Genomic DNA, 16,945 nt, shown 5'->3' with positions numbered 1-16,945 from the left:
AGAAAATGTTTAGGATTTAAAACACCAAATGAAGTCTATAATGAATTAGGTGGTGCACTTCCAATTAGAATCTAGGTTGCGTTAAGTACAAAATTTAAGATGGGTGTCTTGTTTATTGTTTATTTGTTTTTAGCAGCTGAAAACAGGCATGTAAAAGTATGGAGTCTTTATCCCGCCAATCATCATTTAATGATTCAATTTTTAACAGATTACTTGGTTGCATGATGGTAACTTCTGGCTGCTAACGCCGCGTTAAGTAGTGAGCGACGCCTACGACTAACCTAAACCATTACACCGTAAACACAAAACTCAATTTGAACCAAGAATGCCATGCGTTGCGAATCTGCCTTAAACGCTTTGTTATGCGTTCATTCCATGTGCAGGGCTGATTCTGGACATGATAACCATATCTATATACCGTCCACTTTTGAATGTACTCAAACGCTTAATGCCCTCAGTTTCAAAGCCTACCTTTTCATACAGAGCTTTGGCTGAAAGATTATCAGCATGAACCTCTAATTCAACACGAATTAAATTAAGCCAATTATCAGCTTGATTGATTGCTTCATGCATCAAGGCTTTTCCGACACCTTGTCCGTGACTTTCAGGATGAACAGCGATGGCAATAGAAGCAGTATGCTTATCCCGAACTTTATCCGTTAGGAATAGCGTCACGTGTCCAACCACTTTACCATTAACTTCTGCAACTAACGTGTATTGATTTGATGCTGAAAAGAGATTTGAAACTTGCGAAGAGCTCAAAAAAGGAAGTTGTGATGTATTTGCCATTACTTCCGTAAAGCTATAAATATTATGAAGATCTTTATGATCAAATTCTTCTAAGTGTCTAATTTTCAAGTTACATCCTTACTGTAAGATCTGCCGAACGCATAACTTTTAAATAAGGGGCGCAGGCTTGTGGGGCATAATGGCGAAGCCGCCCCGCATGAATGCGTCCCAGCGAACGAAGTGAGTGACTTAATTTTTTTGTTATGTGCCATTAACCGATTTAGCCACAACAAACCCACTGAAACCTATGGCCGACTCAATATACCAGCCACTGTAATTATTACTTTGAAGATAATTTACTGTAGTTTCAATATCATCTTTCCAAATATCGACGCCAAAATGTCGATTCCAATTTTGGACATTCTCTTTTTCATTTTCGAAGAGAGAGCTAATCGGGACATTTTCAATGTCTGTGATAATCGAATATGCAGTGTGGACGAAATGATAAATAGCTACTTCGGTGAAGGTGATTTCCGAAAAATCAGTTTCTTTGCCGGGGTAACCGAAGCCCAAATATAACTTTACAGTTTTGCCGTGGTCGCTTACTTCGTACTTTTGAAGATGATAATCGTGAAATCTCAACATTGCCTCTTTAGCTTCCCTGGCACATAACAATTTTGTCTACGACATTTGTCGTTTTATAAACCGACAAATGTCCATATATTACAATGCATTTATCTTAACCATCAAATAAACACCTGTAAACAATTAGTTAACTGAAAATTATTTTTAATCAGTGCGAAAATACACCGAAATGGTGGAGATCAGTAATATTGGACAAAACAACAAGTACTGTCTATATACACAGTTAAATTTTGCTAGAGATTCATATCATGAAATCACCTTTTTTAACTATGATAGCCGAACAAATGTATCTAAAGCATTATGCTAAAAGTACCATTAAAGCGTATTTATACTGGATAGCTTCGTTTATTCGTTTTAACTCTATGAAGCACCCAACAACGATGGGAGATAATGAGGTCGAACTTTTTTTAAATCATTTAGTCAACCAACAAAATGTTGCTCCTAATACTCAAACACAAGCCTTAAATGCGTTGAGCTTTCTATTTAAAGTATGGAAAATAAACTAAACACCTACTCTTATTGAACAAGCAAAACGACCATCAAATGAGCCACCATTACCCCTGCCTCTATATTACACACATAAAAAAGCCCCGCTTGGTTTTAAACAAACGAGGCTCCACACTAATTTTTTAATCAATAATAAAAGCGCCGATACAGCAGGCGCTTTGCATCATTGAATTTTATTGATTAACTACACTTTTAAGTGGGTTAACTGGTTGTGCGTTGTCATCTAATAAGTTCATGTCAAAGTCGAACTCATCAACGCGAATCGCTTTTTCACGCTTTTTGTTGTAATCAATTAGTTGCGCATGTTCATCCGCAGTAATTACATTTGCCGCTAATGCGTTATCTAGCGTAATGGCAAAACGTGTACCTGGTTTAATCTTTTTAGCGCGCAGCGCTTTTTTAACTTTAGCCAGCTCAACAAGTGATGCCATTTTGGCTTTATAAGCTTGCTCGTTAATGTGATGACCGTCACCTTCTACAGGCTTAACTAAATGCGTAATTTGCGCTTTAAATGCGGTATCAAGCTGTGCTTGTTTTGCTAATTCACGAATTAAGTCGTCGCTAATTTTTGGCATTTTAGTTGAGTAGTTCATTGTTACAAAACGAATAAACTTACGAGTACCACTTGCAGGGAAGTTATCTAAAAACTTATGCAGTGCTTCTTCAGCGCTTTGTAATGCATAACGTGTTGCGTAATGGAAGTAAGGAGCCGCTTGCTCGCGCTCACTACTTGCTACTTTTTGCTCGTAGTATTTAATTGATGCCATTGCTGCATATAAAAAGCTCATTACATCGCCTAAGCGTGCTGATAGCATTTCAGCTTGCTTTAACTTACCGCCTAGTACTAGTAACGAGAAGTCAGCATACACAGCTAATTTAGCTGATAGTTTATGTACTGCTTTTTCGTATTCACGTACTTCTGGTAATGCAGAGTTTGCACTTGCAGTAAATGGTAAAACACCTAAACGGAACGCACGTAAGCTGTTTGCTGTGCTGTAACCAATTGTTTTACGTAAAATACCGTTAAACTCTTTATCTGCACCTTTATCTTCACTATGGATTGATTCAACCATAGATTGTAAATAAGGGTGACAACGCATAACACCTTGACCAAAAATCATCAGGTTACGAGTAAGAATGTTCGCGCCTTCTACCGTTATAGCAATTGGCTGTGCAACATAACCGCTTGCAAGGGTATTTTGTGGGCCATTTTGAATCGCTTTACCCGCTTGAATATCCATTGCAGAATCTAATACGTCGCGGCCAAGCTCGGTCATGTGGTATTTAGCTATTGCTGTAACAACCGATGGTTTTAAGCCCATGCCTAGGCCTTCAGTTGTCAGTACGCGCATTGCTTCTTGTAGGTATGTTTTACCTGCAATGTCTGCTAGTTTTTCTTGAATACCTTCAAATTGACCAATTGCTAAACCAAACTGCTCACGCACTGCTGCGTATTCAGATGCTGATTTAAATGCTACTTGCGAAGTACTTACACCTAGTGCAGGTAATGAAATACCACGTCCTGCGCCTAAACAGCTAACCAACATTTGCCAACCACGACCGATGTTTTTCTGGCCGCCAATAATAAAGTCCATTGGTACAAATACTTTGTTACCACGTGTAGTACCGTTATAAAAACGAATCCCCATTGGGTCATGGCGGTTGCCAAGCTCTACACCTGGGTGATCTTTAGGAATAAGCGCACAGGTAATACCTAAGTTTTCTTTGCCGCCTAGTAAACCTTCTGGATCCACTACTTTAAATGCTAAACCAAGTACCGTAGCGATTGGTGCCAGTGTGATGTAACGCTTATCCCATGTGATCTCAAGGCCAAGTACTTCTTCGCCGTTGTACATGCCCTTAGTTACAGTACCAATATCTGGAATGCCACCTGCATCAGAGCCCGCCTCTGGGCTTGTTAATGCAAAACATGGAATATCTCTGCCGTTTGCTAAACGCGGTAAGTAATGCGCTTGCTGCTCTTGTGTACCAAAGTGCAGTAATAACTCACCTGGGCCTAAAGAGTTAGGAACCATAACAGTTACCGCTACTGCAGAGCTTTTAGTTGCAATGGTTGCCACAATAGTTGAGTTTGCATAAGGGCTAAACTCTAAACCGCCAAACGATTTAGGAATGATAAGCGAGAAGAAACGCTCTTTTTTCAAAAATTCTAATATGTCATCTGGTAAGTGAATACCGTTTTGAATAACTGAATCGTCAATCATGCCTAGTAGCTCTTGTACTGGGCCATCTAAGAATGCTTGCTCGTCTGCACTTAGGGTAGCAGCCGGCACATCGCGTAGTGCGCTAAAATCTGGCTTACCTTGATAGATAGACCCTTCTAGCCACACATCACCCGCGTCTAGCGCTTCTTGTTCAGTGATTGAAATACTTGGTAATACTTTTTTTAATTTTGTACGTAAACTCATGATTGAACTCATCCGACCAGATAAATAATACCTACATTACGTCATAAAAATCAGTTTAGATCAATTACTCTATTCAATTAATTAACAGTTTTTTCAATTTATTTTCTTTACGGTGACGTAAACTGTTGAAACTAAAAGGCTTACACTTGTGCGCTGAAATACCTCTATTTGGCAACAATTAAGCCCCAAAGTCATAAAAAGCTATTTTTTAGGCATAAAAAACGCAGCCACTTGAGCTGCGTTTTTAAAATAAGGTGGGCAACGTTAACTGCTTATTTGCACAACGTGTTTACCTGTAAAGCCACCCGCTATTTGGTTATTTAAGGCAGCACTGACTGAGTCAGCAGTAAAGTCAACCGCAGTGATTGCCGGTGTTTTAATATCGCCCGATAGCGCGCCTTCAAGCAATAAATTGCCCATAAAACTTAAGCGCTGCTGTGCACATAAACTATTGGCAAGCCACGCACCACCAATAGACACCACACTAATATTAGGCGCTCGGTGGTACATTAAATCCTGATCAAAATGAGGCAGCGAGTTTAAACACGCGATACGCCCGCAAAAACGCATTAATTCAATATTTCTAAGCGTTGATTCACCGCCCATAGTATCAATTACAGCATCAAACCCTTGCGGGCCAAGCTCGCGGCGAATTTTGTCGCGTAACTTTTTGTCGTTATAATCAAATACCACATCGGCACCTAGCTGCTTTACCAGTTTGTGATTACGCTTTGAAGCGGTGGTAAATACATCGGCACCGCGTTGTTTAGCATATTGAATGGCAAACTGCCCTACCGCACCAGAGCCACCTTCGATTAGGATTTGGTCGCCCTCCGTAATGGTAATTTTATCTAAGCTAATAAGGGCGGCCATACCAGCGCACGGTAACGTAGCAGCCTTTGCAGGGCACAACCCATCGGGCACAACCGATACAGCAAAATTAGGTACCGTGGTGTATTCACTCAGTACTCCTTGCTTACCTATATTGGCATGCCACATTACTCGTTCGCCAACCCCAGGAAACACACCTTTGTTAGCTTTAACTACCACACCAACGGCGTCTAGGCCTAAAATATGAGGGTATTGCCACTTACAAAATCCCGTTTTAGCAAAATAGGCATCAGCAGGATTAAGGCCTACATACTCAAGCTTTACCAACAATTCGTTGTCGGCGCACTCGGGTATATCAACCTCAACATCTTGCAAGCGTATTTGCTCATCTGGTTGTGATAAAACAATAGCGCGCATGGTTTGTAAGGGGCTGCCTTGATGTGATAATTCAGTATTGCTCATTCAATTAACTCTACCTATTTTGTACTGCTAAGTGCATAGCTCCATTGGCCGTTAAATGCCTGATAAGCATTCACTTTAGCAAGCAATGTAGCAATAGTTGTGTCAACAGCGTTTTCTTGTGCCATTAAAACATCCTGGCGTGCATCTAACAACTCTAAGTACGGTATTTGACCTTCTTCGTACATCGCCTGTGCTTGTAAAAATGCTTTATTTGCAAAGCCATAGCGCTGTTTAGCATAACGCTCTTGCTGTTGTTGATTGACCAACATTTGCAATGAAAGTTCACTTTGAGTCACCGCATTTAATACTATTTGCTGATAGTCGCTGTAGGCAGCTTCACTTAAAAACTGCTGTGCGTCGCGCTGGGCAAGGAGTGCGGGGTAACTTAATATTGACCATTGCAATTGGGGGGCTACTTGCCATTGCTGATCAGTGTTTTTTAAGCCCGTGCTGTCTATGCTCACTACGCCTGCAAAGGCTGATAAGCTAATATCAGGTAGTAAGGCTTTACTTGCCGCCACACTTAAGCTGTTAGCTTGGCTAAAATCATACAATGCACGGCTTATATCAGGGCGAAGGGCAATGGCGCTATTGGCATTTTTAAGCGCAACGCTAAAGCTTTGCTCAAGCAGGTTTTGCTCATTGTCTATCGCAATGTCTTGCGCAAGCTTACCTGTAAGCACAGCTAAAGTAGATAAGTCGCTGTATTTTGCATACTCAATAGCGGGCATTAAGGCTTCTTGCTGCCTAAGCTGTGCCATTGTACGGTTTAGGTCAAGCTCGTTGGCAACGCCTTCATCTACACGTGCTTGAAGTACCTCAATGCTTTGCTCTAATGCGTTAATTTGCATGGCTATAATGTGTTGTTTTTCAACATTACCTTGATAGCTTACAAACCCTTTAACAACAGACGATACCACTTCAATTTGCAGTGAACGTACTTGCTCGGCTTGGCTCATGGCCGATGCATTTGCAGCATCAACCAAAGCAGTAATACGGCCAAATAAATCTAACTGCCAATCAAGCGCTATGTTAGCACTCGATTGACGGTCAAACACACTCGGTGCATCGCTTCGTGCTGCGCCAATATTTACCCCGCCTTGGGGTAAATATTGCGCTTTTTGCTCACCAAGTCGGGCAAGGGTACTTTTTAGCGTTAATTGGCTTGTTTGCAAATTGTAGTTATTGGCAAGTGCGCTATTAACCAAAGCATTTAGCTGCTTTGATTCAAGCTTGTGCCACCAATTTGTTTCATCTGCTGTGGCAACATTGCTGGCAATATTTGCTTGAGCTACAAAATCGTTAATAGCGTTTTGCTCGCTTTGTGTATCTATTTTGCTAGCGCAACCAGATAAAAAAGCAGCCACTAACACAGCACTTAACGTTAAGCGCGTTTTGATAGGTTTAGCGATAAAATTAGTCATGCGATAACCCCTTTGCTTTTTGCTGCTTTTTCACAACTAACATGTAAAACACAGGTGTGAATAATAAGCCAAACACCGTTACCCCTATCATGCCTGCAAACACCGCGTTACCCATTGCGTGGCGCATTTCCGCGCCTGCACCGGTTGCAAGTACCAAAGGTACAACCCCAGCAGTAAAGGCAATTGAGGTCATTAATATTGGGCGTAAACGCATACGACACGCCGCTAATATTGCCTCAAAGTGCGTTAACCCACCGCCGTGTTGGTCGCGGGCAAATTCTACCATTAATATGGCGTTTTTAGAGGCGAGTGCCACCAGTACAATTAATGCAATTTGAGTAAATATATTATTGTCTGAGCCTACAAACCACACACCTAATAGTGCTGAGAAAATAGTCATCGGTACAATTAATATTATGGCCAGTGGCAAACGTAAACTTTCGTACTGCGCAGCAAGCACCATAAATACAAGCAACACAACTAATGGGAATACATAAACCATGGTGTTACCTGCAAGTACTTGTTGGTACGTTACTTCTGTCCACTCGTACTCAATACCTGTTGGCAGGTTGTCGGCTAATATTGTTTCAATAGCAGTTTGTGCCTGATCAGAGCTATAACCGGGGGCTGGACTGCCGTTTAGTTCTGCACTTGGGTAACCGTTGTAATGCATTACACGGTCAGGCCCTATTGTTGGTGTAACTGTAAGTACCGAGCCAAGCGGCACCATATTTCCTGCACTGTTACGTACTTTTAGGTTAAGGATTTGCTCAGGGTCAAGGCGAAAATCAGCATCAGCTTGCGCATTAACCTGATAAGTACGACCAAACATATTAAAGTCATTCACATACACAGAGCCTAGGTATATTTGCAATGCGTCAAATACTTCATCAAGAGGAATACCTTGAATAAGCGCTTGCTCGCGGTCTATATCAATATCCATTTGTGGTACTTGAATGCGAAAGCTTGAATATAAGCCCATTAACGCGGGGTCTTGCTGCGCCTTACCAATAATGGTTTGCAAACTATTAAATAGTGCATCAAAGCCTTTATTTGCTCTATCTTCAATTTGCAGTTTAAAGCCACCGGTGGTACCTAAGCCTTGAATTGGCGGTGGCGGAAATACAGCCACAAACGCTTCATCAATAGCTGCAAAACGCTGATTTAACTGCGCGGCAATTGCCATCGCTGATTGACTAGGGTCGGTACGTTTATCAAAGCTCTCAAGTGGCGTAAATACAATGCCGCTATTTGGGCTGTTAGTAAAACCGTTTACCGATAAGCCTGGAAACGCCACGGTGTGTGCAACGCCTGGTACTTCTAATGCTATTTTTTGCATTTGCGAGAGCACATCTTCGGTGCGGTCTAAACTGGCTGCATCTGGCAGTTGCGCAATCGCAACTAAATATTGCTTATCTTGCTGTGGAATAAAGCCACCCGGTACGGTATCAAACAATTTAATTGTACCGCCCACCAGCGCAACATAGGCCACCATAACAATAACGCTCATACGTATAAGCTTTTGTACCAGCTTTTCGTAGCCTTTAGCACCACGGTCAAACACGCGGTTAAACGGTTTAAATAACCACGCACCAAACAGTTTATTAAGTAAACGCGTGAATGCATCTGGTTTTGCATCGTGCGATTTTAATAATAATGCCGATAGCGCAGGCGACAGGGTTAACGAGTTAAACGCCGAAATAACAGTCGAAATAGTAATTGTTAGTGCAAATTGCTTATAAAACTGACCCGATAAACCGGTAATAAATGCAGTAGGAATAAATACCGCACACAGCACTAACGCTATCGCAATAATTGGCCCGGTTACTTCGCTCATAGCAACACGTGTTGCCTCTAAAGGCGAAAGCCCTTGTTCTATATTTCGCTCTACGTTTTCAACAACAACTATCGCATCATCAACTACAATACCAATTGCCAGTACCAAGCCAAACAGCGAAAGAGTATTAATAGACACGCCTAGCCATTGCATTACAGCAAACGTTCCTATTAACGAAATTGGCACCGCAATCAATGGAATAATAGACGCGCGCCATGTTTGTAAAAATACAATTACAACGATAACAACTAATACTATTGCCTCTAGCAATGTAGCGATTACCGCATCAATTGAACCACGAACAAACACAGTGGGGTCGTAAACAATGTCGTACTCAACCCCTGCCGGAAAATCTTGTGATAAACGCGCCATTGTCTCACGTACTTGGTCTGAAAGCTCAATCGCATTTGAACCTGGGCGTTGAAAAATAGGCATTGCAAGTGCTGGCTGGTTATCCATTTCAGCGCGAAGTGCGTACGTATCTAGACCTAAATCTACACGGGCTACATCAGACAAACGCGTTAATTGCCCCTGTTCGCCCACTTTAATAATGACCTTTTCAAACTCTTCAACACTGTTTAAACGCCCTTTTACGTTTAACAAAATTTGAAATTGGCTGTCGTTAGAAATTGGCTGTGCACCTAAGCTACCCGCTGCAACTTGCTGATTTTGCGAGCGCAAAGCAGCCACAACATCGGTGGCTGTAAGCTCACGCGCTGCTAATGCATCTGGGTTTAACCAGACACGCATAGAGTACTTACCACCACCAAATAAACGAATATCGCCTACACCTGGTAAACGGGCAATTTCATCTTTAATATGAATGTCGGCATAGTTAGATAAATACGCTGTGTCGTGGCTGTTTTCAGGCGAGTATAAATGCACCACCATGGTTAAATCGGGTGATGATTTTTCTGCTACTACACCTAAGCGCTGCACCTCTTCGGGCAAACGTGGTAATGCACTGTTTACACGGTTTTGTACTTGTACTTGTGCACGGTCTAGGTCGGTGCCTAATGCAAACGTTACCGTAAGTGTCATGCGGCCATCGCTGGTGCCTTGAGAAAACATATACAGCATGTTTTCGGTGCCGTTAATTTCTTGCTCAAGCGGCGTTGCCACAGTTTGCGCAATAACGGTTGGGTTAGCACCTGGGTAATTTGCTGTTACCACTACAGTAGGTGGCACAACCTCTGGGTATTCACTTACAGGAAGTTGAAACAGTGAAATACCACCAGCAATTAAAATAACCAACGACAGCATGGCTGCAAAAATTGGTCGCTGAATAAAAAAGTGTGAAAATTTCATCAATAAACCTTATTGCTTAGCCATTAGCTGCGCGTTGTCGTTTGACAGTGTAAAAGCCACGCCGCTTGTATCAATTGTCACTGTATTTGGCGAAATTGGCATACCTGGGCCTACACGTGCAGGGCCATTTACCGCAATAACATCGCCTTTATTTAGGCCTGATGTAACCGCACGTAACGCACCATAGCGCTCGCCTACTTCTATTAATTTGTATTCAAGCACGTTGTTTTCGCCAACGGTTAACACAAAGCGATTTTTTAAATCGGTGCCAATAGCACGCTCAGGAATAATTACTTTTTCGCTCACTTCGTTTGCTGCCAATTTAACGCGAGCAAAAGAACCTGCACGTAGTTGGTTGTTATCTTGTTCAAATACCGCACGTACACGTAAAGTACCCGTTGCTGAATTAATTTGGTTATCAATAAAATTAATATAGCCTTGGTAAGCAAACTCTTTTTGCCCTACTTTTTGCATAACAACTGTTTGGCGGCTTTGCGCGGTTACATCGTTAAAGGCGCTATTCCAGGTACGCTCATCAACATCAAAGTAGGCATACATCGCTTTATTAGAAACAATTGACGTTAATACACTTTGACCCGCTAATACGTTATTACCTTTGGTAATATTTGCGCGTGAGATAACACCATCAATCGGCGAAACTACTGATGTAAATTCTAAATCGAGCTTTGCAGAGGTAAGCTGTGCTTGCAGCGCTGCAAGTTGTGCTTCGCGCTGGCGAAGCGTTGAGGTACGCGCCTGTGCTTGTTCTGTTGAAATAGCTTTACGCTCTAATAAGCGCACTGCTCGTTTGTCTTCACTTTTAGCTTGTTCAAGTGCAGCTTCTGCGCTGTGTATTTGCGCTTCTAGGCTTGCTACAACTGCTGCAAAAGGGCGCTCGTCAAGTTGAAACAACACATCGCCTTGCTTAACAACATCACCTTCTTTAAACTCAATGCTATCGATAATACCTGACACACGTGGCATTAACGCTACCTCTTCTGGCGACTCTAAGCGCGTAGTGTAGGTGTGCCAGCTTTGTACGGGCTTTACCAGTACAGGTGCAACATCGATAGGCTGCAATTGTTGTTGCTGAGCTTGAGGCGCGCTCTCATCAGCACAGCCCGCTAAGGATAGAGTTGCCGCAGCTAATGCAGCAGCAATTAAATGTTTGTTCATGTAGACGCTCCTTTATTGATTAGCGTGCATATTACGGACTATACCTGCGGACAAAAACCATAGATTTATAAATTCATTAATGCCAAAATGGCATCAATAACATTTATTGGGTGATCATAATGGATACAACAAGCCGGCTTTTAATGCTGCTTGAAGTGGTAGAACAAGGCTCTTTTGCCAAAGCTGCAGAAATAAGAAACATAGACCGCTCTGTTATATCAAAGCAAATCAGTCGGTTAGAGGACGAGCTAGGCGTTAGGTTATTAAACCGCACCACCCGTTCGTTTTCGTTAACGGCGGCGGGCGCAGAAATGATTAAAAAAGCGTCAGAGCTAAGGGAGCTACTTGGTGAAACCGTACGTATGGCCGAAAACTACCACTTAGAGCCACGCGGTGTGCTAAAGGTTACCTCGTCAACATTAATTGGTCGGCGTTATTTACAACCTGTGCTAAACGACTTTCAAAAACGTTTTCCACAAGTAGAAGTAGAGCTACGTTTAGACGATAGGCTAGTTGATATTGTATCTGAAGGGTTTGATTTAGCATTTAGAATTGGTGAGCCTAAAGACTCCTCATTAATTGCGCGTAAAATTGCTCGTAACAGGCTGCTTATTGTAGCCGCCCCTGAATTTATAAAAACCTATGGTATGCCACAAACCATAGAAGAGCTGGTGCAGTTACCCGCTGCAAGTTATGCAAGTAACGCTATGCGCGTAGAAACCATAGATTACTACGATAGTAAAGGTGAGCCGTGCGAGCTAAAAATAAAAAGCGTGTACAGAGCAAATGACGCAGAAGTACTGCTAATGAAAGCTATTTCAGGGACTACCTACTTTGTTGCGCCAGCATTTATTATCGATAAAGAAATTACACAAGGTCAATTGGTGCCCATTTTAACGGATGTTAAGTTAAAAGAGTTTAGCCATATGTATGCGGTGTATCCACACAGAGACTTACCGGTAAGAACACGTTTATTTTTTGATGCAGTGAGAGAATACCTAGGTAAAGACAAACCAATTTGGGAAAACAACATCCCAAATTTTGAGCAAATGTACTAGCCTCGTACTTAGGCTATTTGAGGCTTTTCAATCAGGTTGGCATTTGCTTGAAAGTACACTTTATTGCGGCCATATTCTTTTGCTTTATACAGTTGTTTATCTGCTTTAATTACAAACTTTTCAAGCGTGTCGCCTTGGCGATACTTAACAACGCCAATACTGGCAGTTACATTTATTTTTAGTCCATCAATCTCAAATGCCGTATTGTTGAGTTTTTCTCTTATGGTTTCGGCCATTGCCAATGCATCACTTTGTGACGCAAAAGAATGTAGTAAAGCAAACTCTTCCCCGCCCACTCTAAATACATACCCTTTTGCCAATACAACCCGTAATAAAGTGGCGACTTCAATCAGCACTTTATCACCTACTGCGTGGCCATGGGTGTCGTTAACCTGTTTAAAAAAGTCTAGATCGAGTAAAAACAAATAAAGTTGCGACTTATCTTTAAGCTCTACTGCAAAGTAATGGTTCATTGATAAACGGTTTGCAGCCCCGGTAAGCGGGTCTAACAAGGCCAGATTTTTCAGCCGTTTAGACGATAAAGCACGACTGCCTTCAAATACATGAGATATGGCCCAAATGCTGATATAAACAAAGGCAAGATTTAAACTGAAGTTAAGCGTTGTTAGAGGAAGTTGCGATGCTTTGGTTAATAATATGGCTCCCTGGAGTACAAACAACAAAGCCGATAATACAATGCCATAGCGCTTACCTAACAGTAGGTAATACAACACAGGTAACGCAAACGACCACACATACAAACCATTTATTGGCTTTGCTAAATAATTACCTAATACAATAACAAAGGTGACAAATATGCACATAACAACAGATTGCCATACTTCTAGTGCGTGTGTGTTTAAGCGGTGGTAGGTGTAGGCACAAAATACAGTGAGCGCTATTTCTAAATAGCCTAATAACGCAAAGTTATTTAAGAAAATATTAAACGCAGCAAAAAACAATGAGACAAAACCAAAACACAAGCACATCCATTTCAGAACGTTTCTTCTTAATGATTTAGTACTACTAAGTGCTGCTATATCCATTCAAAAAACTTAAAATAATAAAAAATTCAGTGTAACCCTAAAATTAAATATAACAAGTAGCTAAATAGGTAAAAACAGTTATTTTATTAAACTGTGTAGCGAAAACAGTAAACTCAGTAGCGAATTACACTACTTTTACGCTTTTAGCCACCTAACATAGATAAGTTTGTAGTGACCCCGGTGTTACCTTGGTGCAATAAGTGCGTTGGTTTTTTTGTTTTTATATAACGCGCTAGCTGATCAATTAATGCCTGATTAGTGTTATCACTCATGTATTCTCTAAGTGATATACCCTGCTCAGAAAACAAACATAAATGCAGTTTCCCCAGTGATGAAATTCTTAACCTGTTGCAGGTAGCACAAAAGTCATTACTGTAAGGCATTATTAACCCTATTTTGCCTAAATAATCAGGATGGAAAAACTCTTGCGCAGGCCCCGCCGTTACATCGCGTATAATGGGCTGCCAACCAGCCCGAAGCAACTGCTCTTTAATGGATTGCCCCGATATATGGTTAGCATCAAAAAATGCTTTATTGTCGTTTGTTTGCATTAGCTCAATAAAACGCATCGTTACGGGTCTGTGCTTTAAATACGCTAAAAAAGGTTCAAGGGCACGACCATTGTACTGTTTCATGAGTACGCTGTTTATTTTTACTGAATCTAAGCCGCTCTCTAGGGCAGTGTCTATGCCTTGCATAACCGTGGCAAACTTATCATTGCCGGTAATGGTATTAAACATACGTGGGTCTAAGCTGTCGATGCTAACATTTATTGCGTTGAGCCCTGCGTGTGCCCAATCTTTAACATGTTTATGCATTGAGTAACCATTTGTAGTGGCGGCTATTTTGGTAATACCTTGGGTGTCTTTTGCCGCACGAATTACATCTATAAAATCTTTTCTGAGGGTTGGCTCACCGCCAGTAATGCGTAACTTTGATATGCCATGATAAGCAAAGGCGTTTACTGTATTGCTAATTTCGTTAAGTGAAAGAAAGTCTCGGTCGTGATCGCATTGATAACCATCCGGTAAGCAATACACACACTTAAAATTACATACATCAGTAATAGATAAACGTAGATAACTAAATTTTCGCCCTGCTGGGTCGACTAGCATAAAAAAGCCTTTAACATTTAATAATTCATCGCTAAGTTCAAAGCGCGTAAAGCCTGTGCCCTACGCGCTTTGTTAGCACTTAACTAGGCCGAAAGACCTGCTTTAAGCTCATTGGGTTTCATGGGTAAATTACGTAACCGTACACCGACTGCATTAAATACCGCATTTCCAATAGCTGGCGCAACGCCAATTACGCCTGGCTCACCTAAGCCCATTGGAAACTCATCACTTTGTACAAACTCTATGTCCATATCAGGCACATCTTGCATTCTAAGTGGCAAGTAAGTGTTAAAGTTAGTGGCTGCTACTTGTCCGTTTTGGTAATTATTTGATTCATGTAACGCAAGGCTTGTGCCCCAAAGTAACGAACCTTCAAGCTGGGCTAGTGCACCATCTGGGTGAACAATTAAACCTGCATCTACCACGGCGTAAAGCTTTTTAAGCGTAATTTTGCCATCGCTTTTATTTACGTGCACATGGGCTGCTGTGGCAATCCACGCTGGCATATTACGCTCTTGGCCTGAACTTACTGAAAAACCAATGCCTTCATTTTCACCCAGCTTAACATTTGCGACCTTCGCTGACACTTTTTTAAGTACCGCATTTAAGCGCAGCGCTCCGCCCACGCTTTCAGGGGCTTTACCTGCTTGTTTACCTTTGCCATCGAGCATTGATAAACGAAACTCAACCGGATCAATCCCTTGTTTGTGCGCTATTTCGTCGATAAAAGACTCTAGGCTCCATGTTATCCAGCCAGGGCCTACCGAGCGAAGCCAACCTGGGGTAAATGTGCTTTGCGCTAATTCGTTATTAATTGCGCGGGCACGGTGGTTATCCATGCTGTACCAGTGATCGGCTCCAGAGGCTGAAAATGCATCAAACTTACCTTTGCCATCAACCCCTGGTGATAAAAAGCCAGGTGCCATTGCTTTTGTTGGCCAACCTGCTGCAAAAGCATGCTCCATTGCACTGAGCTCGCCATTTTCATTAAACGAAGCTGTTAATTTAGCTGTAGAGGCTGAGCGTGATTGATCAAATAAGCTATCGTCTGCGCGCGTAAATACCAGTTTTACGGGTTTACCAATCGCTTTCGCTGTTAATGCTGCAGGCACAGTCCAATCACCAAACAAGCGACGCCCAAATCCACCGCCTAAATAATAAGGGCGAATAATAACGTTATTTTGTTCAACCTCTAACGCCTTGGCCAACGCAGGTAATGTTAAAGACTGCCACTGATTACCGGTATGGATAATCCACTTGTCTTGTTTAAACTCTGCCACCGCGTTAAGCGGCTCTAATTGATAATGGCTTGCTGTTGCTGTGGTGTACAGTGACTCAAGCGACTGCGTTGCCTCTGCCTGCATTTTAGCGGTATCACCTTCATTAACAAATAAGGTGCCAGCGTTGCTATCGTTACATAATTTTTCGCCGAGGGATTGAATATCGGCCTCTGTAACATTAGCTGTTTGCCCTTTTTTATAGGTTACTTTTAGCGCATCTACCGCTTTAATAGCACTGGGGTAATTGTCAGCTAAAACCACCACCCAGCCTTGTACGGTATTACTCGGGTCGTTTAAAATCTCAAACCCTTTATAGCCTTTTATTGCTTTTGCAGCGCTATCGTCCACCTGTGTCACTTCACTACCATAGCGTGTTGGTGGGATCACAGGGCGCACATACACCATGCCTTCAAGCTCTACATCTATACCGTATACGGCAGTACCATTTGTTTTTGCCGGAATATCAAGCGCTTTAAAGTCTTGTTTTAAACCCGTTAAATGGCGTTTATTGGCAGGCTTTAACGGCAGTTTTGCAACTTCTTCACTGCTAAAGGTACGGTTAAACTCACCATTTTTAACAATATCGGCATAACTGATCGATTGATCGCCTGCAATTATGCGCCCTTTACTTGCGTGGCACTGCTCAGGCTTAACCCCCAGCATACTAGCTCCAGCGTCTATAAGGGCTATACGCCCCGCAGCGCCAGCTTGTGAAAGCGGCTTAAAGCTTTGAAAAACCGACCACGAGCCACCTGTAACCATGTAGCCCCACTTTTCGTGCGTATCTACATACGTGATTGATACTTTATCCCAGTCGCACTCAAGCTCATCTGCCACAATACGCGCTAAGGCGGTGCCTACGTGTTGGCCCATTTCAGCTTTGGCAATACTAACGACTACTTCACCTTGCTGGTTCATAGTCCACCAAATTGTCGGTGAAAACGATTGTTGTGCAATCGACTCTTTGGCGCTAAGTTCACCTGAAAATAAAGCCGGAGCAAATGCCATAACCAGGCCAGCAGTTGCTGTACTAATCATAAAAGAGCGACGGTTTAAATCTACGGTTTCGGTATTTTTTTGAAATAGTTTTTTCATTGT

12 protein-coding genes are annotated in these 16,945 nt (G+C 42.1%); 2 read left to right on the top strand and 10 right to left on the bottom strand.

Annotation, left to right across the window (positions count from 1 at the left end):
• Positions 1–360: 360 nt before the first annotated feature.
• Together MTN96_RS26385 and MTN96_RS26380 are read right to left on the bottom strand one after the other, a co-directional pair.
• The gene (locus tag MTN96_RS26385) at positions 361–858 is read right to left on the bottom strand and encodes a GNAT family N-acetyltransferase (protein ID WP_248443879.1); all 498 of its coding nucleotides are present in this window, start codon (positions 856–858) and stop codon (positions 361–363) included.
• Positions 859–990: 132 nt separating this feature from the next.
• Positions 991–1,374 carry a hypothetical protein gene (locus MTN96_RS26380; RefSeq protein ID WP_054981868.1) on the bottom strand — a complete coding sequence of 128 codons (384 nt, stop codon included), beginning with the start codon at positions 1,372–1,374 and terminating at the stop codon, positions 991–993.
• A gap of 248 nt (positions 1,375–1,622) precedes the next feature.
• Between MTN96_RS26380 and MTN96_RS26375 the strand changes: the two genes are divergently transcribed.
• Positions 1,623–1,880: a phage integrase N-terminal SAM-like domain-containing protein gene (locus MTN96_RS26375; protein WP_248533231.1), complete on the top strand. Its 258-nt coding sequence runs from the start codon at positions 1,623–1,625 to the stop codon at positions 1,878–1,880.
• Positions 1,881–2,054: 174 nt separating this feature from the next.
• Here the strand turns inward: MTN96_RS26375 and MTN96_RS26370 are convergent, their stop codons facing one another.
• The 5 genes from MTN96_RS26370 to MTN96_RS26350 form a co-directional block, all read right to left on the bottom strand.
• Positions 2,055–4,310, bottom strand: coding sequence for an acyl-CoA dehydrogenase (locus MTN96_RS26370; protein ID WP_248533229.1), 2,256 nt, complete (start codon positions 4,308–4,310; stop codon positions 2,055–2,057).
• A gap of 264 nt (positions 4,311–4,574) precedes the next feature.
• Positions 4,575–5,603 carry a zinc-binding dehydrogenase gene (locus MTN96_RS26365; protein WP_248533227.1) on the bottom strand — a complete coding sequence of 343 codons (1,029 nt, stop codon included), beginning with the start codon at positions 5,601–5,603 and terminating at the stop codon, positions 4,575–4,577.
• Between the two features lie 14 nt (positions 5,604–5,617).
• Positions 5,618–7,027: a TolC family protein gene (locus MTN96_RS26360; RefSeq protein ID WP_248533225.1), complete on the bottom strand. Its 1,410-nt coding sequence runs from the start codon at positions 7,025–7,027 to the stop codon at positions 5,618–5,620.
• Positions 7,020–10,172, bottom strand: coding sequence for an efflux RND transporter permease subunit (locus tag MTN96_RS26355; RefSeq protein ID WP_248533223.1), 3,153 nt, complete (start codon positions 10,170–10,172; stop codon positions 7,020–7,022). Before MTN96_RS26355 ends, MTN96_RS26360 begins: the two co-directional genes overlap by 8 nt.
• A gap of 9 nt (positions 10,173–10,181) precedes the next feature.
• Positions 10,182–11,348, bottom strand: coding sequence for an efflux RND transporter periplasmic adaptor subunit (locus tag MTN96_RS26350; RefSeq protein ID WP_248533221.1), 1,167 nt, complete (start codon positions 11,346–11,348; stop codon positions 10,182–10,184).
• Positions 11,349–11,467: 119 nt separating this feature from the next.
• On the opposite strand from MTN96_RS26350, the gene MTN96_RS26345 reads away from it, so the two are divergent.
• A complete protein-coding gene (locus tag MTN96_RS26345; RefSeq protein ID WP_004588705.1) occupies positions 11,468–12,406 on the top strand; it encodes a LysR family transcriptional regulator in 939 nt (312 codons plus the stop codon).
• Between the two features lie 8 nt (positions 12,407–12,414).
• Here MTN96_RS26345 and MTN96_RS26340 read toward each other — a convergent pair whose 3' ends face one another.
• From MTN96_RS26340 to MTN96_RS26330, 3 genes are all read right to left on the bottom strand, one after another.
• A complete protein-coding gene (locus tag MTN96_RS26340; protein WP_248450338.1) occupies positions 12,415–13,452 on the bottom strand; it encodes a GGDEF domain-containing protein in 1,038 nt (345 codons plus the stop codon).
• Positions 13,453–13,595: 143 nt separating this feature from the next.
• Entirely contained in the window at positions 13,596–14,567 is a 972-nt protein-coding gene (moaA, locus tag MTN96_RS26335; protein ID WP_138611288.1) for a GTP 3',8-cyclase MoaA, read from the bottom strand.
• A gap of 83 nt (positions 14,568–14,650) precedes the next feature.
• The gene (locus MTN96_RS26330) at positions 14,651–16,942 is read right to left on the bottom strand and encodes a xanthine dehydrogenase family protein molybdopterin-binding subunit (protein WP_248533219.1); all 2,292 of its coding nucleotides are present in this window, start codon (positions 16,940–16,942) and stop codon (positions 14,651–14,653) included.
• Between the last annotated feature and the right edge of the window lie 3 nt (positions 16,943–16,945).

This window comes from Pseudoalteromonas sp. 2CM28B, from assembly GCF_023161935.1.
This window is presented reverse-complemented; position numbering and strand designations above follow the sequence as displayed.